Annotated in this window: 13 protein-coding genes; 8 read left to right on the plus strand and 5 right to left on the minus strand. The window is 70.6% G+C overall.

Annotated elements, in window-relative coordinates; translation table 11 throughout:
• Positions 1-282: 282 nt before the first annotated feature.
• The 3 genes from J2T21_RS02705 to J2T21_RS02715 form a co-directional block, all read right to left on the minus strand.
• Positions 283-1,950 (minus strand): DUF885 domain-containing protein, encoded by a 1,668-nt coding sequence (locus tag J2T21_RS02705; RefSeq protein WP_307578169.1) that lies wholly within the window; start codon positions 1,948-1,950, stop codon positions 283-285.
• 226 nt (positions 1,951-2,176) lie between these two features.
• Complete coding sequence (locus J2T21_RS02710; RefSeq protein WP_307578171.1) at positions 2,177-2,413, minus strand: acyl-CoA carboxylase subunit epsilon; 237 nt, start codon at positions 2,411-2,413, stop codon at positions 2,177-2,179.
• The gene (locus tag J2T21_RS02715) at positions 2,410-4,023 is read right to left on the minus strand and encodes an acyl-CoA carboxylase subunit beta (protein WP_307578173.1); all 1,614 of its coding nucleotides are present in this window, start codon (positions 4,021-4,023) and stop codon (positions 2,410-2,412) included. The genes J2T21_RS02710 and J2T21_RS02715 overlap by 4 nt, the downstream gene beginning before the upstream one ends.
• 195 nt (positions 4,024-4,218) lie before the next feature.
• Here J2T21_RS02715 and J2T21_RS02720 point away from each other — a divergent pair, with 195 nt between their 5' ends.
• The 7 genes from J2T21_RS02720 to J2T21_RS02750 all read left to right on the plus strand — a co-directional run bounded on the left by J2T21_RS02720 (position 4,219) and on the right by J2T21_RS02750 (position 12,955).
• Positions 4,219-5,079, plus strand: coding sequence for an SDR family oxidoreductase (locus J2T21_RS02720; RefSeq protein WP_307578174.1), 861 nt, complete (start codon positions 4,219-4,221; stop codon positions 5,077-5,079).
• Between the two features lie 63 nt (positions 5,080-5,142).
• Positions 5,143-6,108, plus strand: coding sequence for a biotin--[acetyl-CoA-carboxylase] ligase (locus J2T21_RS02725; protein WP_307578176.1), 966 nt, complete (start codon positions 5,143-5,145; stop codon positions 6,106-6,108).
• A 226-nt stretch (positions 6,109-6,334) separates the two neighbouring features.
• Positions 6,335-6,964, plus strand: a complete 630-nt coding sequence (locus J2T21_RS02730) for a hypothetical protein (RefSeq protein ID WP_307578178.1) — start codon at positions 6,335-6,337, stop codon at positions 6,962-6,964.
• A gap of 211 nt (positions 6,965-7,175) precedes the next feature.
• Complete coding sequence (locus tag J2T21_RS02735) at positions 7,176-8,252, plus strand: adenylate/guanylate cyclase domain-containing protein (RefSeq protein ID WP_307578344.1); 1,077 nt, start codon at positions 7,176-7,178, stop codon at positions 8,250-8,252.
• Between the two features lie 30 nt (positions 8,253-8,282).
• The gene (locus J2T21_RS02740) at positions 8,283-9,410 is read left to right on the plus strand and encodes a PP2C family protein-serine/threonine phosphatase (protein WP_307578180.1); all 1,128 of its coding nucleotides are present in this window, start codon (positions 8,283-8,285) and stop codon (positions 9,408-9,410) included.
• Between the two features lie 83 nt (positions 9,411-9,493).
• The gene (gene ligA / locus J2T21_RS02745) at positions 9,494-11,842 is read left to right on the plus strand and encodes an NAD-dependent DNA ligase LigA (protein ID WP_373457875.1); all 2,349 of its coding nucleotides are present in this window, start codon (positions 9,494-9,496) and stop codon (positions 11,840-11,842) included.
• Between the two features lie 84 nt (positions 11,843-11,926).
• Positions 11,927-12,955: an inositol monophosphatase family protein gene (locus tag J2T21_RS02750; RefSeq protein WP_307578182.1), complete on the plus strand. Its 1,029-nt coding sequence runs from the start codon at positions 11,927-11,929 to the stop codon at positions 12,953-12,955.
• A 104-nt stretch (positions 12,956-13,059) separates the two neighbouring features.
• On the opposite strand, the gene J2T21_RS02755 is transcribed toward J2T21_RS02750, so the two are convergent.
• Together J2T21_RS02755 and J2T21_RS02760 are read right to left on the minus strand one after the other, a co-directional pair.
• Positions 13,060-13,848 (minus strand): glucosamine-6-phosphate deaminase, encoded by a 789-nt coding sequence (locus J2T21_RS02755; RefSeq protein WP_307578183.1) that lies wholly within the window; start codon positions 13,846-13,848, stop codon positions 13,060-13,062.
• Between the two features lie 70 nt (positions 13,849-13,918).
• A complete protein-coding gene (locus J2T21_RS02760) occupies positions 13,919-15,472 on the minus strand; it encodes a glycoside hydrolase family 3 N-terminal domain-containing protein (protein ID WP_307578185.1) in 1,554 nt (517 codons plus the stop codon).
• Positions 15,473-15,794: 322 nt separating this feature from the next.
• Between J2T21_RS02760 and J2T21_RS02765 the strand changes: the two genes are divergently transcribed.
• Complete coding sequence (locus tag J2T21_RS02765; protein WP_307578187.1) at positions 15,795-16,319, plus strand: GNAT family N-acetyltransferase; 525 nt, start codon at positions 15,795-15,797, stop codon at positions 16,317-16,319.
• The last annotated feature ends 117 nt before the right edge of the window (positions 16,320-16,436 follow it).

Raw genomic sequence — 16,436 nt, forward strand, 5'->3', positions numbered from 1 at the left:
GGTCACCTCGACGTGTTCTGCAGCAACATGACCAACTATCGCAGGTAATCAAGCCGGATATCAGTGTCGATGCGCGGTTTCACCCTTGCCTTCACCCTCAAACCAACGCAAATGGATAAAATGTCCGGCAGGGTATCCGGAACGCATGCAAAACACCTAATCAGGCTCGAAAATTTCACCAGGACGGGTTTCGGTGCCAAGATGCCGCCAAATCGGTGCCCGGCCTTCAAGGCTGCGGCCGGGCACCGATTGTCCGAACCGGGGGAGGACAGGACCCCCGGGCTACGCCAGCAGGGCCCGGCGCAGGGTGTCCAGCCCCACCGAACCAAGCCCCAGCGCCTGGGTGTGGAACGCCTTCAGGTCGAACCCGTCCCCGGCGCGGGCGGCACGCTCGTCGCGGATCTGCTCCCACAGGCGCTGTCCGACCTTGTACGCCGGCGCCTGGCCCGGCCAACCCAGGTAGCGGTTGAACTCGAATTCCAGCTGTCCGGCCGAGATGTCCAGGTTCTTTTCCAGGAACGCGAAGCCTGACTCGCTGTCCCAGGTCCCCGAGCCCCAGGCCTCGGGAATCTGAAGCCCCAGGTGGACGCCGATGTCGAAGACGACGCGCGCGGCGCGCATGCGCTGGGCATCGAGCATGCCCAGGTAGTCGCCCGGATCCGCCAGGTACCCCAAGTCGTGCATGAGCCGCTCGGCGTACAGCGCCCAGCCCTCGCCGTGCCCCGAGACCCAGCAGGCATGCCGGCGCCAGTCGTTGAGCGTGTCGCGGGACATGACGGCGGTGGCCACCTGCAGGTGGTGGCCCGGAACGCCCTCGTGGTACACGGTGGTCAGCTCGGACCAGGTGGTGAACTGGTCCTCTCCCTCGGGCACCGACCACCACATGCGGCCCGGGCGGCTGAAGTCCTCGGAGGGCCCGGTGTAGTAGATGCCGCCTTCCTGGGTGGGGGCGATCATGCACTGGATCTGGTCCATGGGGGAGGGGATCTCGAAGTGCGTGCCGGCCAGCGCCAGCAACGCCGCGTCGGACTTCTCCTGCATCCAGGCCTGCAACGCGTCGGTCCCGGCCAGCTGGCGTGCGGGATCCTGGTTCAGGACCTCCTTGGCCTCGGCGATGGAGGCTCCGGGGCGGATCTGTTCGGCCACCCGCTCCTGCTCCTTGATGATGTTCGCCAGTTCATTCACGCCCCAGGCGTAGGTCTCCTCCAGATCGACCGCGGCACCCAGGAAGCGGCGGGACATCAGCGCATAGTATTCCCGGCCCACGGCGTCCGTTTCCGGCGCCAGCGGCAGCAGCTCCGACTCGAGCACCTTGGCCAGGCGCAGGTAGGCGGCGTTGGCGGCCGCCGCCCCGCCGGCCAGGCGCTCGCCAAGTCCGGGGTCGACATTCGTGCCGGCGGCGGCGAGGGCGTCGAAGAAGCCGCCTTCCTTGGCGTACTCCCGTCCCTGGCTGATGACGATCTTCACCTGCCGGGAGGCTGCGACGAGTCCGCGGGCCGCCGAATCGCGCAGCGAGGCGATGTACCCGTCCATCGCTGCGGGCAGGTTGTGCATCCGCTCGGCGATGAACCCGTAGTCGGCGGAGGTCTCCTGCGGCATCAAGTCGAAGATGGCGCGCAGGTCCTGGGCGGGGGAGGCGATGTTGTTCAGCTCGGTGCGCCGGGTCTCGGCGATCTCGATGTCCAGCCCGAGGCGCTCGTTCATCGCGTCGAGCGTGGTCGCATCGATCGCGTCCACCGGGGCTAGGGGCTCGAGCTTGGCCAGGGCCTCGCGGGCCGCGGCGGTCTGGGCTGCCACGCCGGAGGGCGAGTAGTCGGAGTAGGCGGCCTCGTTGCCGGGCAGGCCCAGCTCGGTGGCGAACTCCGGGACGAGCTCGAGCAGGCGGGCGAAGTACTCGTTGGCGACGGCATCGATGGCGCTGGGGGTGCGCACGGCTGTGGTGTTGGTCATGGCACCAGCCTAAACGCTTCTGAAAGCGTTGTTGAAGATATTCCACGACCAATTTCGCATGGGGGGCACCACCGGGCACGCCGGGCAGCACCTCGGGGCAGGTTTCCACGCACCGGATTCCACGAGCAGAGGGCGGTGCGTGGCACGCAGGGCGAGCCTACGTGCCGTGCTCCGCCCCCGCCATGCCGTTGCCGGTCCCCGGTTCGAGGGGGAGCCGGGGACCTGGCTAGTGCCGCCCGACCTTCCAGGGCAGCGGAGCCCCGGTCAGTTCGCGGCGCCGGCGGATGCGCCCGCGGCGCAGCTCCGTGCCCGAGGGCAGCGCTGCGGAGGGTTCCTGGGACACCAGCACGGAAACCACGGCGGCCAGGGCCGCGATTTCCTCGGCCGTGGGGTTCCCGCGGGTGATGGACAGCGCCGCGGCCCGGGCCTGGGCAGCGGGATGCATGTTCCGGCCGCCGGTCACAGCGGGATGTTCCCGTGCTTCTTGGCCGGCAGCGAGGCGTGCTTGTCGCGCGTGGCGCGCAACCCGCGCACGATCTGCAGGCGGGTCTCCGAGGGGGCGATGACCGCATCGACGTAGCCAAGCTCCGCGGCCTGGTAGGGATTCAGCAGCTCGGCCTCGTAGCCCTCGATGATCGCGGTGCGGCGTGCCTCCACGTCCCCGCCCTCGGCCTCGACCGCGGCCAGGTCGCGGCGGTAGAGGATGTTGACCGCGCCCTGGGCGCCCATGACGCCGATCTGCGCGGTCGGCCAGGCCAGGTTGATGTCCGCGCCGAGCTTCTTGGAGCCCATCACGATGTACGCCCCGCCGTAGGCCTTGCGCGTGATCACCGTCAGTTTCGGCACGGTGGCCTCGGCGTAGGCGTAGAGCAGCTTGGCACCGCGGCGGATGATGCCCTGGAACTCCTGGTCCTTGCCCGGCAGGAAGCCCGGCACATCGACCAGGGTGAGCAGCGGGATGTTGAAGGCGTCGCAATTGCGCACGAAGCGGGCCGCCTTCTCGGAGGCGGCGATGTCGAGCGTTCCGGCGAACTGCATCGGCTGGTTGGCCACGATGCCGATGGTGGCGCCCTCGACGCGGGCGTAGCCGATCATCACGTTCGGCGCGTAGAGCGACTGCATCTCCAGGAAGATGCCGTCGTCCACGATGTGCTCGATGACCTTGCGCATGTCGTAGGGCTGGTTGGCCGAGTCCGGGATCAGCGTGTCCAGTTCGAGGTCCTCGGCGGTCAGCTCGAGCTCCTCGTCGAACTCGGTGGCCGGGGCGTCGGAGATGTTGTTCGAGGGCAGGAACTCGAGCAGTTCCTTGCAGAACTCGATGGCGTCGGATTCGTCGGTTGCCAGGTAGGTGGCGGTGCCGGTGGTGGCGTTGTGCTGGCGCGCCCCGCCCAGGGTCTCCATGTCCACTTCCTCGCCGGTGACGGTCTTGATCACGTCAGGGCCGGTGATGAACATGTGGCTGGTCTTGTCGACCATGATCACGTAGTCGGTCAGCGCGGGGGAGTACGCCGCGCCTCCGGCGCTCGGGCCCATGATCAGCGAGATCTGCGGGACCACGCCCGAGGCATGGACGTTGTTGCGGAAGATGTCGGCGAACATCGCCAGCGAGGCCACGCCCTCCTGGATGCGTGCGCCGCCGCCGTCGAGGATGCCGACCACGGGGCAGCCGTTGCGCAGCGCGAATTCCTGCACCTTGACGATCTTCTCGCCGTTGACCTGGGACAGCGAACCCCCGTAGACGGTGAAATCCTGCGAGTAGACCGCCACCTGGCGCCCGTCCACCGTGCCGTAGCCGGAGACCAGGCCGTCGCCCAGCGGTCGTTTCTTGTCCATCCCGAAGGCGGAGGTGCGGTGCACGGCCAGGGCGTCGAACTCAACGAACGAGCCTTCGTCCATCAGCATCTCGATGCGCTCGCGGGCGGTGTGCTTGCCGCGGGCGTGCTGCTTTTCGATCGCTTCCTGGCCCGAGGGTGCCTGGGCGAGGGCCTCGCGGCGACGGAACTCGGCGATCTTGCCGGCAGTTGTCGACAGGTCGATCGATTCCGTGGCGTCAGCGACGCGGCTCTGGGTCATCCCATGGCTCCCTTGAAGTAGTTACGTAGTAGGAAAGGCACAACAACCATGCCACCTTGGCCAGTCTAATGAGGCTTTGTGCGCTTCCGTGTGTAGGAAAGCTACAAAATCGTGTCGCGCCGGGGGCCAAGTCGTCCATAAAACAAGTTACTGGTGAGTAGCCTTAGTACCGGGGGTTCCCGTAATGTGGCTCACATGAGTGAATTGAACCGCGGGAAGATCGCAGCCAACGCCAGGCCCCTGAAGGGCAAGACCATCCTGATGAGCGGGGGCTCGCGCGGCATCGGGCTGGCCATCGCGCTGCGCGCGGCCGCCGACGGGGCGAACGTCGCCATCATGGCCAAGACCGCCACCGCGCAGGCGAACCTCGCCGGGACCGTGTTCACCGCCGCGGACCAGATCACCGCCGCCGGCGGCGCGGCGCTGGCCATCGTGGGGGACGTGCGCAACGACGAAGACGTGATCTCCGCCGTCGCGCAGGCAAAAGAGCGTTTCGGCGGCATCGATGTGGTGGTCAACAACGCCTCGGCCATCGACCTGTCCAAGACCGACGAGGTGTCCATGAAGAAATACGACCTGATGATGGACATCAACGTCCGCGGCACCTTCCTGCTGTCCAAGACCGCCCTGCCGCACCTGCGCGAAAGCGCCAACGGGCACATCCTCACGCTCTCCCCGCCGCTGAACCTGGACCCCAAGTGGGCGGGCATGCACCTGGCCTACACCATGGCCAAGTACGGCATGAGCATGACCACCCTGGGGCTGGCGCAAGAGCTGCGCGGCACCGGGATCGGGGTGAACTCGCTGTGGCCCGCCACACTGATCGACACCGCCGCGATCCGCAACATGCCCGGTGGGGAGCGGATGGTCAAGGCTGCCCGCTCGGCAAGCATCGTGGCCGATGCCGCACACGCGATCCTCACCTCGGACGCGCGCACCTGCAGCGGGAACTTCTTCACCGACGAGGCCGTGCTGGCCGCCGCCGGGACCACCGACCTGTCCGGCTATTCCATGGGAGCGGACGAATCCGACCTGATCGGCGACATCTTCCTCTAGGAACCCGTCGGTGCCCGCCGCCGCCGTGGCGAATGCCAAGAAAGACTGGCTAGTCTTGGGTTCATGAGCAACCCACAGGTCCCCGGGCCGGAGCACGAAACTTTCAGCGCCTTCGAGATCTCCGAGGCCGACCGCGCGCCGCTGGATGCCGCCGCCCTGCGCCGGGGCATGGCCGCGGCCGGCCTGGGGGAGCTGTGGATTTCCGAGCACACCGGATCCACCAACGACGACCTGGCCACACGTGCCCACGGCGCGGACCTGGCCAACCTGTCGGTGGAAACCACCGAGCACCAGATGGCCGGGCACGGGCGGCTCGGGCGCGACTGGCAGACCCCGGCGCGCAGCGCCCTGGCCTCGTCCATCTACTTCCGCCCGGGCCCCGGGTTCGATTCCTCGGGCCTGGCCTGGCTGTCGATGCTCTGCGCCGCGGCCATGGTGCAGACGCTGCGCGAAGACGCCTCCCTGGCTGCCGGGCTAAAGTGGCCCAACGACGTGGTGGCCGAGGGCAAGAAGGTCTGCGGTGTGCTGGCCCAGCTGGTCATGCGGCCCGCTGGCCCGGTGGTCGTGGTGGGTGCCGGGTTGAACGTGAGCCTCACCGCCGCCGAGCTGCCGGTGGACACCGCCGCCAGCCTGGGGATGCTGGGTGCGGCCACGGTGGATCGCACCGCGCTGCTGGACGGCTACCTGCGCCGGGTCGCGCAACTGTTCCGGACCTTCGAGAGCGCCGGCGGGAATGCGTCCGCCAAGGCCCGCTACACGGCGGGGGCCGGGGCAACGGATGCGGAAACGCCTGACGCGGAAACGCCGGAGGCTCCGGAAGCCACGCTGCGCGAGGTGGTGCGCTCGGTCATGGTGACGATCGGGCACCGCGTCGATGCGCACCTGCCCAACGGCACGGTGCTGCGCGGCACCGCCATCGACCTGGACGCCGACGGATCGCTGAAGGTGCGCCAGGACGACGGCACGGTGCACAGCGTGATGGCAGGGGACGTGACGCACCTGCGCCGCTCCGACGGCTCCTACGCCTAGAACGCCCGGGGCCGGATACTCCCGGCGGGCGTTCGCGAAACCACCGGCCGGCCGGTGCCCTGAACCGGCGGGACGAGTCCCCGGGCATCGAAGCAATGGCGCCAATGCAGGACACATCACGCAACGATGTGCGGCGCCCGGATCCGAAACGTGGGTGCACTGGCTCTACCATGGAAGGAGCAAGACCGGCACGCACAACCGGTGTGTGGGTTGAAGGAGCCGGGACGTGAAATTGATACTGGAGAAGCGCGAGCGAGTCCTCGTCAAGACCCGTGCGCACCGCCGGGTGCTGCGCGGGCCGCTGCTGCGCTTCCTGCTCCTGGTCGCCGGCACCTGCTACCTGCTGGGCCTGTTGCTGCGCGAGGACCTTCCCGGGTGGGTCGTCGAGGCACGCGCGCTGGCGCTGGCGCTGCTGGCCGTGGTGTTCGCCGTGCTGCTGGTCATCTGGTGCCTGCGGCCGTGGATCCGCTGGGCCAACAGCTTCATCTACCTGACCACCGAGCGCATCGTCACCAAGCGCGGACGCCGGGCCGCGGGGCAACATTCCATCGGGTTGTACGCAATCCACGATATCGTTGCCGTGGTGAGACCCAAAGCGCCGGAGCTTGCCCCCGGGACGCTGACCCTGGTGCTGGCCGAACAACGTTTCAACATCCCGCACGTCCCGGCGGTGGCCCGCATGCGCGGATACTGCATCGGGGCGATCGGTGCACTGCCGCACTTCCCCCGGGTCGATGGTGTAAACATGGAAGAAGCCGACGGCAGCGGGCCGCCGATGAAGCCGACGAACGAAGCGCCCCACCAGCATGACCAGCAACACCACCACGAACGAAGAGAATGGACGCAGCATGAGTGAGCGGTCGCCGGCGACGGGCACCCAACCCGCCGCGCCCACCGCTGCCCGCGACGCGGCCCGTGCCCAGCGCCATCCCGCCGAGTCGTCCGAGACCCCGGCACCCGAGGCCAACGGCGCGACGCACCCGGCCACGGTCCACCCCGCCACGGTGCACCGGGCGGCGGAGATCGAACCGGCGCTCGATGACCCGCTTGCCGAACTGGTCGAGGCGATGAAGCGCCCGGACCAGGTCGACGGGTCCACCCCGGCACCGGCACGCGACGCGGTCCGCGAACTGGAGCTGCGCCTGCTGGGCGCCGACCGCACCATGCGCCGACGCGAAATGGCCGCGGGGGCCGGAGTCTCGCTGCTCTCGGCCCGCAAGATCTGGCGCGCCATGGGCTTCCCGAACCTGGGCGACGAAGAGGTCTTCTTCACCACCGTCGACCAGGACGCGCTCAAGCTGATGCTGAACATGGTCCGCGACGGCATCCTCACCGAGGAAACCGCGATCTCGCTGACCCGTTCCATCGGCCAGATGACCGACCGCATGGTGGTCTGGCAGGTCGAGGCACTGGTCGAGGACATGGTGCAGAACCAGAAGATGAGCGACCCCGAGGCGCGGCGCAACCTGGTGAACCTGCTGCCCGAGCTCATCTCGCCGCTCGAGGAGCTGCTGGTCTACTCCTGGCGCCGGCAGCTGAACGCCGCGGTCCACCGCCTGGCCGTGCGCGCCGAGACCGGCCTGGCCGCCTCCGCCGAGGGTCGCGACGGCTCCGAGGACGACGCCCCGCTGCCGCTGGCCCGCGCGGTCGGCTTCGCGGACCTGGTCTCCTACACCTCGCTCTCGCGCCGGATGAACGAACGCACCCTGGCCCAGCTGGTGCAGCGCTTCGAATCCAAGTGCGCGGAAATCATCTCCATCGGCGGCGGCCGGCTGGTCAAGACGGTCGGCGACGAGGTGCTCTTCGTGGCCGAGACGCCGCAGGCCGGCGCGCAGATCGCCCTGGCGATGTCCCGGGAGTTTGCGGCCGACGAGCTGTTGCCCAACACCCGGGTCGCGCTGGTCTGGGGCCGGGTGCTTTCCCGCCTGGGCGACATCTACGGGCCCACGGTGAACCTGGCCGCGAGACTGACCTCGCTGGCCGAGCCCGGAACCGTGCTCACCGACGAGCTGACCGCCTCCACGCTGGCCGGGGACGCCCGCTTCGTGCTGCAGCCGCAGGAAACCACCGCGGTGCGCGGCTTCGGCGACATCAACCCGGTGCTCCTGGCACCGGGCACCGGCTCGGGGCTGGTGCTGGACTAGATGCGCTTCGGATTCGGGCAGGTTCATGCCGTGGCGGCAACCGACATCGGGCTGCGCCGCGCGGTCAACGAGGACTCGGTGCTCGAGGCCGGAACCATCTTTGCGGTGGCCGACGGCATGGGCGGGCACGAGGCCGGCGACCTGGCCTCGCGCCTGGGCATCGGGACGCTGAACGAGATCGCCGCCGGCCCCTGCGATGCCGGCGACCAGCAAACGCTGCTGCCGCACGCCCGCGACGTGCTGGCGCAGGTCACCGCGGCCGATGTCCGCATCCGCCAGGCCATCGGTGCCCGCGGCGGAACCACGCTGTGCGCGCTGGCGCTGGTGCGCGTGGAGGACGACGGCGGCACCTGGCCCGCGCAGACCTCCGGCACCCCGGCCACGCCCGAAACCTCGGCCCTTCCGGCCGTCGCCGGGCCCGCCGGGCAGGATCCTGACACCACCGAGGCGCTGCACCTGCCGCTTCCGGCGCTGGGCACCCCGCGCTACCTGTCCAGCACCCGCGAATCCAACGAGCCGGCCGCATCCCGGGATTCCCGCGAAGCAGGCGACGGGCCCGAGGCATCCAACGCGGCCGGCCAGGCCGGGGCGGGGGACCCGGAGCCCACCACCGATGTGCTCCCGCGCGCGCAGGCCGACGCGGCACTGGCCGCCGGCGCCGTGCCGCCGGCGGTTGCCGCCACCTCCGCGAAGGTCACCGAGATCCCGCTCCCGGGGGCCGGCACCCCGGCGGAGGCCGACACGGTCCGGCTGATGCTGCTCAACGTGGGGGACTCGCGCGGCTACCGGCTGCGCGCCGGCGTGCTCAGGCAGCTGACCCGCGATCACTCCGCGGTCCAGGAACTGATCGACGGCGGCATCATCACCGAGGCCGAGGCCCGCATCCACCCGCAGCGCAACCTGATCACCCGGGCGCTGGGCGCCGGCGGCAACTCGGTCCCCGACACCCAGTTCCACCACCCGCGCCCCGGGGACCGCTACCTGCTGTGCACCGACGGGCTCACCGGCGAGGTCGAGCACGCGGCCATCGAACAGATCCTGGCCAACACCCCGGACCGCACCGAGGCCGTGGGCCGGCTCATCGACGCCGCCCTGGCCAGCGGCGGACGGGACAACATCTCGGTGGTCATCGTCGATATCGAGGGCCCCGCGGCCTGATCGGGCGCACGCCGGGCACGACGCGCCACACGGGCACCGGCCCCGGACACCAACCCGGGGACGTTCTGGGGCAAAATGGAGGGGTGAGCCACGAAGAACCGACCCCGCAGCCCGAGACGCACCAGCCCGTTGCCGCCCGCCCGCCCGAGGATGCCCACGTCCTGGCCGAAGCCCTGGAGGCCGGGGCAGTGGTCCCCGACGAGGCCCTGCGCGCCGAATACGTACAGCTCACCGACGAGGTCCGCAAGCACCGCGCCGCCTACTACAACGACGACGCCCCGCTGATCTCCGACGCCGAGTTCGACAAGTTGTACTCCCGCCTCGAGCTGCTCGAGGCGCAGCACCCCGAAATCGTCGCCAACGACTCGCCCACCCAGGAGGTCGGCGGCGAGGTCTCCGCGGCCTTCGCCGAGGTGGTCCACCTTTCGCGCATGTACTCGCTGGAGGACGTGTTCTCCCTGGAGGAGGTCACCGCCTGGGGCGAAAAGACCGCGGCCAACGCCGCGCTGCGCGCCGCCGGGCACGAGCTGAAGTGGCTCTGCGAGGTCAAGATCGACGGGCTGGCGGTAAACCTGCTCTACCGCCAGGGCAAGCTGGTGCGCGCCGCCACCCGCGGGGACGGCACCACCGGGGAGGACGTCACGCACAACGTGCTGACCATCAAGTCGATCCCCACCCAGCTCCAGGGGGAGAACTGGCCCGAGGAGGTCGAGGTCCGTGGGGAGATCTTCATCCCCTCGGCCGACTTCGCCGCCTACAACGAGGCGCTCATCGAAGCGGGCAAGGCCCCGCTGGCCAACCCGCGCAACGCCGCGGCCGGCTCCATCCGGCAGAAGGACCCGGCGGAAACCGCCAAGCGCCCGCTGCAGATGTTCGTCCACGGGTTCGGCGTGCGCGCCGGCCTGGCCGCGGCCACCCAGTCGGAAACCTACGCGCTGATGGCCTCCTGGGGCCTGCCGGTCTCCCCGTACTCGCGCGTCGTCGACACCCTCGATGAGGTGCTCGGGTTCATCGCCGAAAACGGGGAGCACCGCCACGACCTGCTGCACGAGATCGACGGCATCGTGGTGAAGACCGACTCCTTCGAGATCCAGCGCAACCTCGGCTTCACCTCCCGGGTCCCGCGCTGGGCGGTGGCCTACAAGTACCCGCCCGAGGAGGTCAACACCAAGCTGTTGGACATCCAGGTGCAGGTGGGCCGCACCGGCCGGGTCACCCCCTTCGGCATCATGGAACCGGTGCTGGTCGCCGGGTCCACGGTGGAGCGCGCGACGCTGCACAACCAGGACGTGGTCAAGGCCAAGGGCGTGCTGATCGGGGACACCGTGATCCTGCGCAAGGCCGGGGACGTGATCCCGGAAATCGTCGGGCCAGTGCTGCCGCTGCGCGACGGCACCGAGACCGAGTTCGTGATGCCCACCACCTGCCCCTCCTGCGGGACGCCGCTGGCCCCGGCCAAGGAGGGCGACGTGGACATCCGCTGCCCCAACGCCGAATCCTGCCCGGTGCAACTGACCGAACGCGTCGCCCACTTGGGCGGGCGCGGCGCCTTCGACATCGAGGCGCTGGGCTACGAGGCAGCGCAGGCGCTGACCATCGGCCCCGGCGAAGACCCGGCGGAAAACGGCGGGGTCATCGTCCCGGCCGGCCCCGGCCCGCTGCGCAACGAGGCGGCGATCTTCGATTTGGCCGCCGGCAACCCGGATCCCGCGCTGCGCCAGACACTGGCCGACGTCCAGGTGTGGCGGGAGATCCGCACCAAGGGCGAGGGCACCGGGAAGTTTCAGCTGGTCCCGTACTTCTACTCCAAGGCCACCGCCAAGAAGCCCTCGGGCCCGACCCGGACCACCGAAAAGCTCTTCGACGAGCTGGAGAAGGCCAAGGCCAAGCCGCTGTGGCGGGTGCTGGTCGGCTTGTCCATCCGGCACGTGGGGCCCACCGCCTCGCGCTCGCTGGCCACCCGGTACGGGTCGATGGACAAGATCATCGAGGCGCTGGAGGCGGAGGGCGCCCGCGAGGCGCTGGCCGAGGTCGACGGGGTCGGCGCGATCATCGCCGATGCACTGATCGATTGGTTCAGCGTTGGCTGGCACCGGGACATCATTTCGGCCTGGGCGGCGGCCGGGGTCCTGATGAAGGACGAGCAGGATGAGTCCATCGTCAAGCACCTGGAGGGGATGAGCATCGTGGTCACCGGCACGCTGCCGACCTACAGCCGCGACGCCGCGAAGGAAGCGATCATCATCCGCGGCGGCAAGGCCGCCGGGTCGGTCTCCAGGAACACCGCCTACCTGGTGGCCGGCGAGGCCGCCGGGTCAAAGCTGGACAAGGCGGTCGCCCTGGGCGTGCAGGTGCTCGACGAGGAGGGCTTCGTGCTGCTGCTCAACGGCGGACCCGAGGCGGTTCAGGGGCGGCCCAACCCCGAGGCATAGCGCCGCGGGCCCACGCCGGCCCGGCCCGCAATCCCCGCCGTCCTGTTCGCAGGTCCCGGTCCCGACGTCACCAAGGAGCAGCACATGAACACCAACCCCAAACACAAGCAATCGGCACAGGGTGCCGCCGAGCCATCCGAGGGCCAGGACCCCTCGCTGCGCCGCCAGCTGCTGGCCGTGGCCCGCGAGGCGGCCGCCGCCGGGGCCGCGGTGCTGGCCGAACGCGGACGCGGCCGGGTTGCCGCGGACACCAAGAGTGCCGCGGGCGACTGGGTCACCGACTTCGACCGCCGGGCGGAAATGGCGGTGCGCGACGTGATCGCCGCGGCCCGCCCCAACGACGCGATCACCGGCGAGGAATACGGCCGCACGGTGCCGGCGGAACCCTCGGGCTATCGCTGGTCCATCGACCCGCTCGACGGCACCGCGAACTTCGTGCGCGGCATCGTGTACTACTGCACCTCGGTGGCGGTCTTCGGGCCGCTCGACGAGACCGCGGCGGCAACGCCCGCCGAGAAGGCCGCTTCCGAAGCCACCACCGATGCTGCCGATGTCCCGGGACATCCGGCGGCACCCGGCGGGAACTCGCTGGCCGCCGACGCCGCGGCCATGGATGCGGGCACGCACGGCTGGCTGGCCGCCGCCGTCAACGCCCCGGCGTTGGGCACCGAGTACTACGCCGCCGCCGGGGACGGTGCCTGGCTGGTGGACTCGACGCTGCACGTGGGCTCCGACGCCCGCCGCGGCGGCAGCGCGACCCGGGCGCAGCGGCTGGCCGGCGGCGACAGGGAGGAGGCCGGGCGTCTGCTGGCCACCGGCTTCGGATACGACGCGGACCGCCGCCAGTTCCAGGTCGGCGCGCTGCTGGGCCTGATGCCCGGCTTCGCCAACGTGCGGCGCATCGGCTCGGCCGCGCTGGATCTGTGCCTGGTCGCCGACGGCACGCTCGATGCGTATGCGGAGTACGGCACCCAGGAGTTCGACTGGGCGGCCGGCGCGCTGATCGCGGCAGAGGCCGGGCTGCCGGTGCTGCGCCCGCGCACCGACCCGGGCTGGCAGGCCGCCGGCCACCTGGACTTCGACGCGCTGCCCGCCGGGGAACCCGCAACGTAGCGCAGCGGACACGCAAAAGCCCACCGCCTCCGTGGACCACGGGGGCGGCGGGCTTCGTCGTCGGCCCCGATTGCGGGACCCGGTGCGTGCTGCCGGGCGGAGTGCTAGATGCCGAACTGCAGGCCGGCGGCCGAGTCGTCGTAGTAGTCGCGGTTCTTCAGGCCCACGGCGGCGGCCTCGTCGAGCACCACCACGGCGTCCGGGTGCAGCTGCAGCACCGAGCCGGGGCAGGCCGAGGACAGCGGCCCCTCCAGCGCGGTGGCCACCGCGGCGGCCTTGTGGCTACCGGTGGCGACCATAACCACGCGGCGGGCCTCGAGGATGGTGCCCAGGCCCTGGGTCACCGAGTGCGTGGGGACCGCGTCGAGCCCGTCGAAGAAGCGCGCGTTGTCCTCGCGGGTCTTGGAGGACAGGCGCTTGATGCGGGTGCGGGAGCGCAGCGAGGAACCGGGCTCGTTGAAGCCGATGTGGCCGTTGGCGCCGATGCCCAAGATCTGCACGTCGACGCCGGCGGCGGCGATGGCCGCGTCGTAGGCGGCGGACTGCGCGCGGATCTGCTCCTCGGAATCCCCGAAGCCGTTGGGGGTGAACAGGTTTTCCTCGCGGATGCCGATGACCTCGCACAGCTCGCGGACCAGGGTCTGGCGGTAGGACTGCTCGTGGGTGCCCTCCAGGCCGACGTACTCGTCCAGCGCGAAGGCCAGGGTGTCGCCGAAGTCGACCTCGCCGCCGGCCACCGCCTTGGCCAGCTCGCTGTAGAGGCCCAGCGGGGTGGACCCGGTGGCCACGCCCAGGACGGTGTTGCCCTCGGTGCGCGAACGCAGCCCGTCAAGCACCGCCTCGGCGGCGAACTCCGCGGCTTCCTCGGCGGTGGCGGCGATCAGTACTTCCATGTGGGTGTTCCTTCAAGGTGGTGCGGGAATGTGGGCCAGCGGTGCGGCCGTGCGGGCACGCATGGCGAACCTAGAGCGTATCCCGATCGTGGCCGGGCATTCCAGCCGGGCCCGGGGCCAAAAGCTCGACCAGCGCTCGCGAGACGGTGCGCGAGGCGCCGAAGGTCACCAGGTCCGCCCCGCCGCGGGGCCAGCCGCACTCCACGACGATGAGCGTGCGGGCATCGGCGCGCAGCCCGTCGGCGATCTGCCAGATCCGGTGGTCCGCGTCCAGCCCGCGGCCGACCAGGGCGATCTTCGCCGACGGATCGGCATGCTTCAGGGTGCCCGCCGCCCCGGCGGAGGCCGGTCCCCACGGGACGTGCCCGACGGCCATGTTCGCTTCGCTGTCGACCTGGATGAGCAGCGGTGCGGCAGGGTCCGCCAGCCAGTCGCGTGCGGCCGGCCCGATGTCGAAGGCCGCGGTGATGGCCGCGGCATCCGGGACCGCGCCCGCGGTGATGGCCGCGGGAACCGGGGAACCGGCTGCCCGCGGCCGGTAGGCGGCGCCCAGCACCGCGACGCGCCTTGCGGCGTCCTCCAACCGGGCGGCCTGCAGGTCCCCGGCGTACACGGCATCGACGATGGCCCCCAGGATCCCCGCGTAGCGCTCCGCGGTGGTTTCCGAACCCAGGCAGAGCAGATCGGCGCCGGCGGCCAGGGCCCGCACCGCTGCGGCCTTGATGCCGGTGATCGCGCAGGCCCCGGCCATGTCCAGTGCATCGGTGATGATGGCGCCCTCGAAGCCGAGCTCCCCGCGCAGCACATCCTGCAGGATCGCCCGGGAGAACGTTGCGGGGTTTTCCGCGTCGAGCACCGGGACCATGATGTGGCTGGTCATGACGCTGGCGGTGCCCGCGGCGATCGCGGCGGCAAAGGGCACCAGCTCGCGGGTGCGCAGCGTGTGCGCGTCCACCGCGATGGTGGGCAGGGCCAGGTGCGAGTCGGTGGCGGTGTCGCCGTGGCCCGGGAAGTGCTTGGCGCACGCGGCGACCCCGGCCCGCTGCAGCCCGGAAGTGAAGGCCGCGATGTGCCGGGCGACCAGGGCGGCGTCGGCGCCGAAGCTGCGCACCCCGATCACCGGATTGGCGGCGGTGGAGTTCACGTCCGCGTCCGGGGCCAGATTCAGGTTGAAGCCCAGGGCCACGAGTTCCGCGGCGATGGCCGCGGCGCAGGCCTCGGTGGCGGCGGCATCGTCGATGCGCCCGAGGACCGCGTTGCCCGGCTGGTTGGAACCGGTGAGGTAGTGCAGGCAGGTGACGTCCCCGCCCTCCTCGTCCAGGGCCAGCAGCACCGTGGGGGAGGCCGCGCGCAACCGGGCCACCAGCGTTGCCAGCTGCGTGGGGGAGGTGAGGTTGGTGCCGTAGATGCACACCGATCCCACCCCGGCTGCCAGCGCGTCGGCGATCCAGCCAGGCATCCGCGTGCCGGTGAACCCGGGCATCAGCGTGGCCGCGGCCAGGGTGCGCAGCCGGGCCTCGCCGGGTCGGGCCTCGCCGGGTCGGGGCGCGGCCTTGGCCGTCGTCGGCGTGGTGGCGATGAAGCCCTCCGGCAGGCGGAATGGAGAGGGGGTCCCGGACGACATCAGCGCAGCACCGCCCGGGAGCGGCCGGCGGCGCAGGTGCGGGAGTGCGGGAGTTCGCCCGGGCGGGCCGGGGAACACCGGGGCGTGCGTGGGTTGGCCATGGCAACCAGCCAACGGCACCAACGGGCAAAAGACCAGAGGCCGGGGACCGTTGCCGGAGTTTTGATGCGGTGGCGAGGCAACGGGGCGCTGGCGCCGCGCGGTGCGGGGACGGGGTTGGCCGGAGGGGCACCGCGTCCGCTGTTGTCTCCCGGGTGAGGTTGGCAACAAGCGGCCGCAGCCGGGCTCCAAGCCGTGTGGCCGGCTGGCACACTGGAAGGTAATGACTACCGCAACCCTCGCCCCCGCCGGCACCCTGTTGATCCGTCCGGCCACCGAAGCCGACTACCCGCACATCGCGCGGATCACCGTTGACTCGTACCTGCATGCCGGGCACTTCGATGACCCGGACCACGAGTACCTGCAGTTCGTGCAGCAGGTCGCCAAGCGCCATGCCGACTCCGAGATCCTGGTCGCCGAGCGCGACGGCGTGGTCATCGGATCGGTCACGCTGGTGCGCCCGGGCAGCGAATACGCGGATATCGCCCTGAAGGGCGAGCTCGAATTCCGGATGCTGGTCGTCGACCCGGCCGTGCAGCGCTCCGGTGCCGGACGCGCCCTCCTCAACGCGGTGATTGCCCGCGCCGGCGAGCTCGAGGACGTGCACACCGTCTCGCTGACCACCGGCGGGCACTGGGTCGCGGCCCGCGCGCTGTACGAGGCCGACGGGTTCATCCACGCCTCGGCGCGCGACTGGTACGTCCCGAACACCGAGATCGTGTTGGTCGTCTACACCCTCGCGCTCTAGCGCCTAGTCCTTGGCGCCTGGTGAATCCGGTGTGTGACGCGGTTCCACACACCGACATGGGCCGATTCGATAGGGTGGGGCCACGGCCGGGATGCCGCCGCACGGGCGGACGGCGCT

The sequence above is a fragment of the Paeniglutamicibacter psychrophenolicus genome, assembly GCF_030812255.1.
Lineage (GTDB): Bacteria > Actinomycetota > Actinomycetes > Actinomycetales > Micrococcaceae > Paeniglutamicibacter > Paeniglutamicibacter psychrophenolicus_A.

Coding starts and splice junctions, on each gene's coding strand:
- J2T21_RS02715 (WP_307578173.1), bottom strand. CDS start 4,023: ATGACCCAGAGCCGCGTCGCTGACGCCACGGAATCGATCGACCTGTCG.
- J2T21_RS02750 (WP_307578182.1), top strand. CDS start 11,927: ATGAACACCAACCCCAAACACAAGCAATCGGCACAGGGTGCCGCCGAG.
- J2T21_RS02755 (WP_307578183.1), bottom strand. CDS start 13,848: ATGGAAGTACTGATCGCCGCCACCGCCGAGGAAGCCGCGGAGTTCGCC.
- J2T21_RS02705 (WP_307578169.1), bottom strand. CDS start 1,950: ATGACCAACACCACAGCCGTGCGCACCCCCAGCGCCATCGATGCCGTC.
- J2T21_RS02735 (WP_307578344.1), top strand. CDS start 7,176: ATGAAGCGCCCGGACCAGGTCGACGGGTCCACCCCGGCACCGGCACGC.
- J2T21_RS02720 (WP_307578174.1), top strand. CDS start 4,219: ATGAGTGAATTGAACCGCGGGAAGATCGCAGCCAACGCCAGGCCCCTG.
- J2T21_RS02760 (WP_307578185.1), bottom strand. CDS start 15,472: ATGTCGTCCGGGACCCCCTCTCCATTCCGCCTGCCGGAGGGCTTCATC.
- J2T21_RS02765 (WP_307578187.1), top strand. CDS start 15,795: ATGACTACCGCAACCCTCGCCCCCGCCGGCACCCTGTTGATCCGTCCG.
- J2T21_RS02725 (WP_307578176.1), top strand. CDS start 5,143: ATGAGCAACCCACAGGTCCCCGGGCCGGAGCACGAAACTTTCAGCGCC.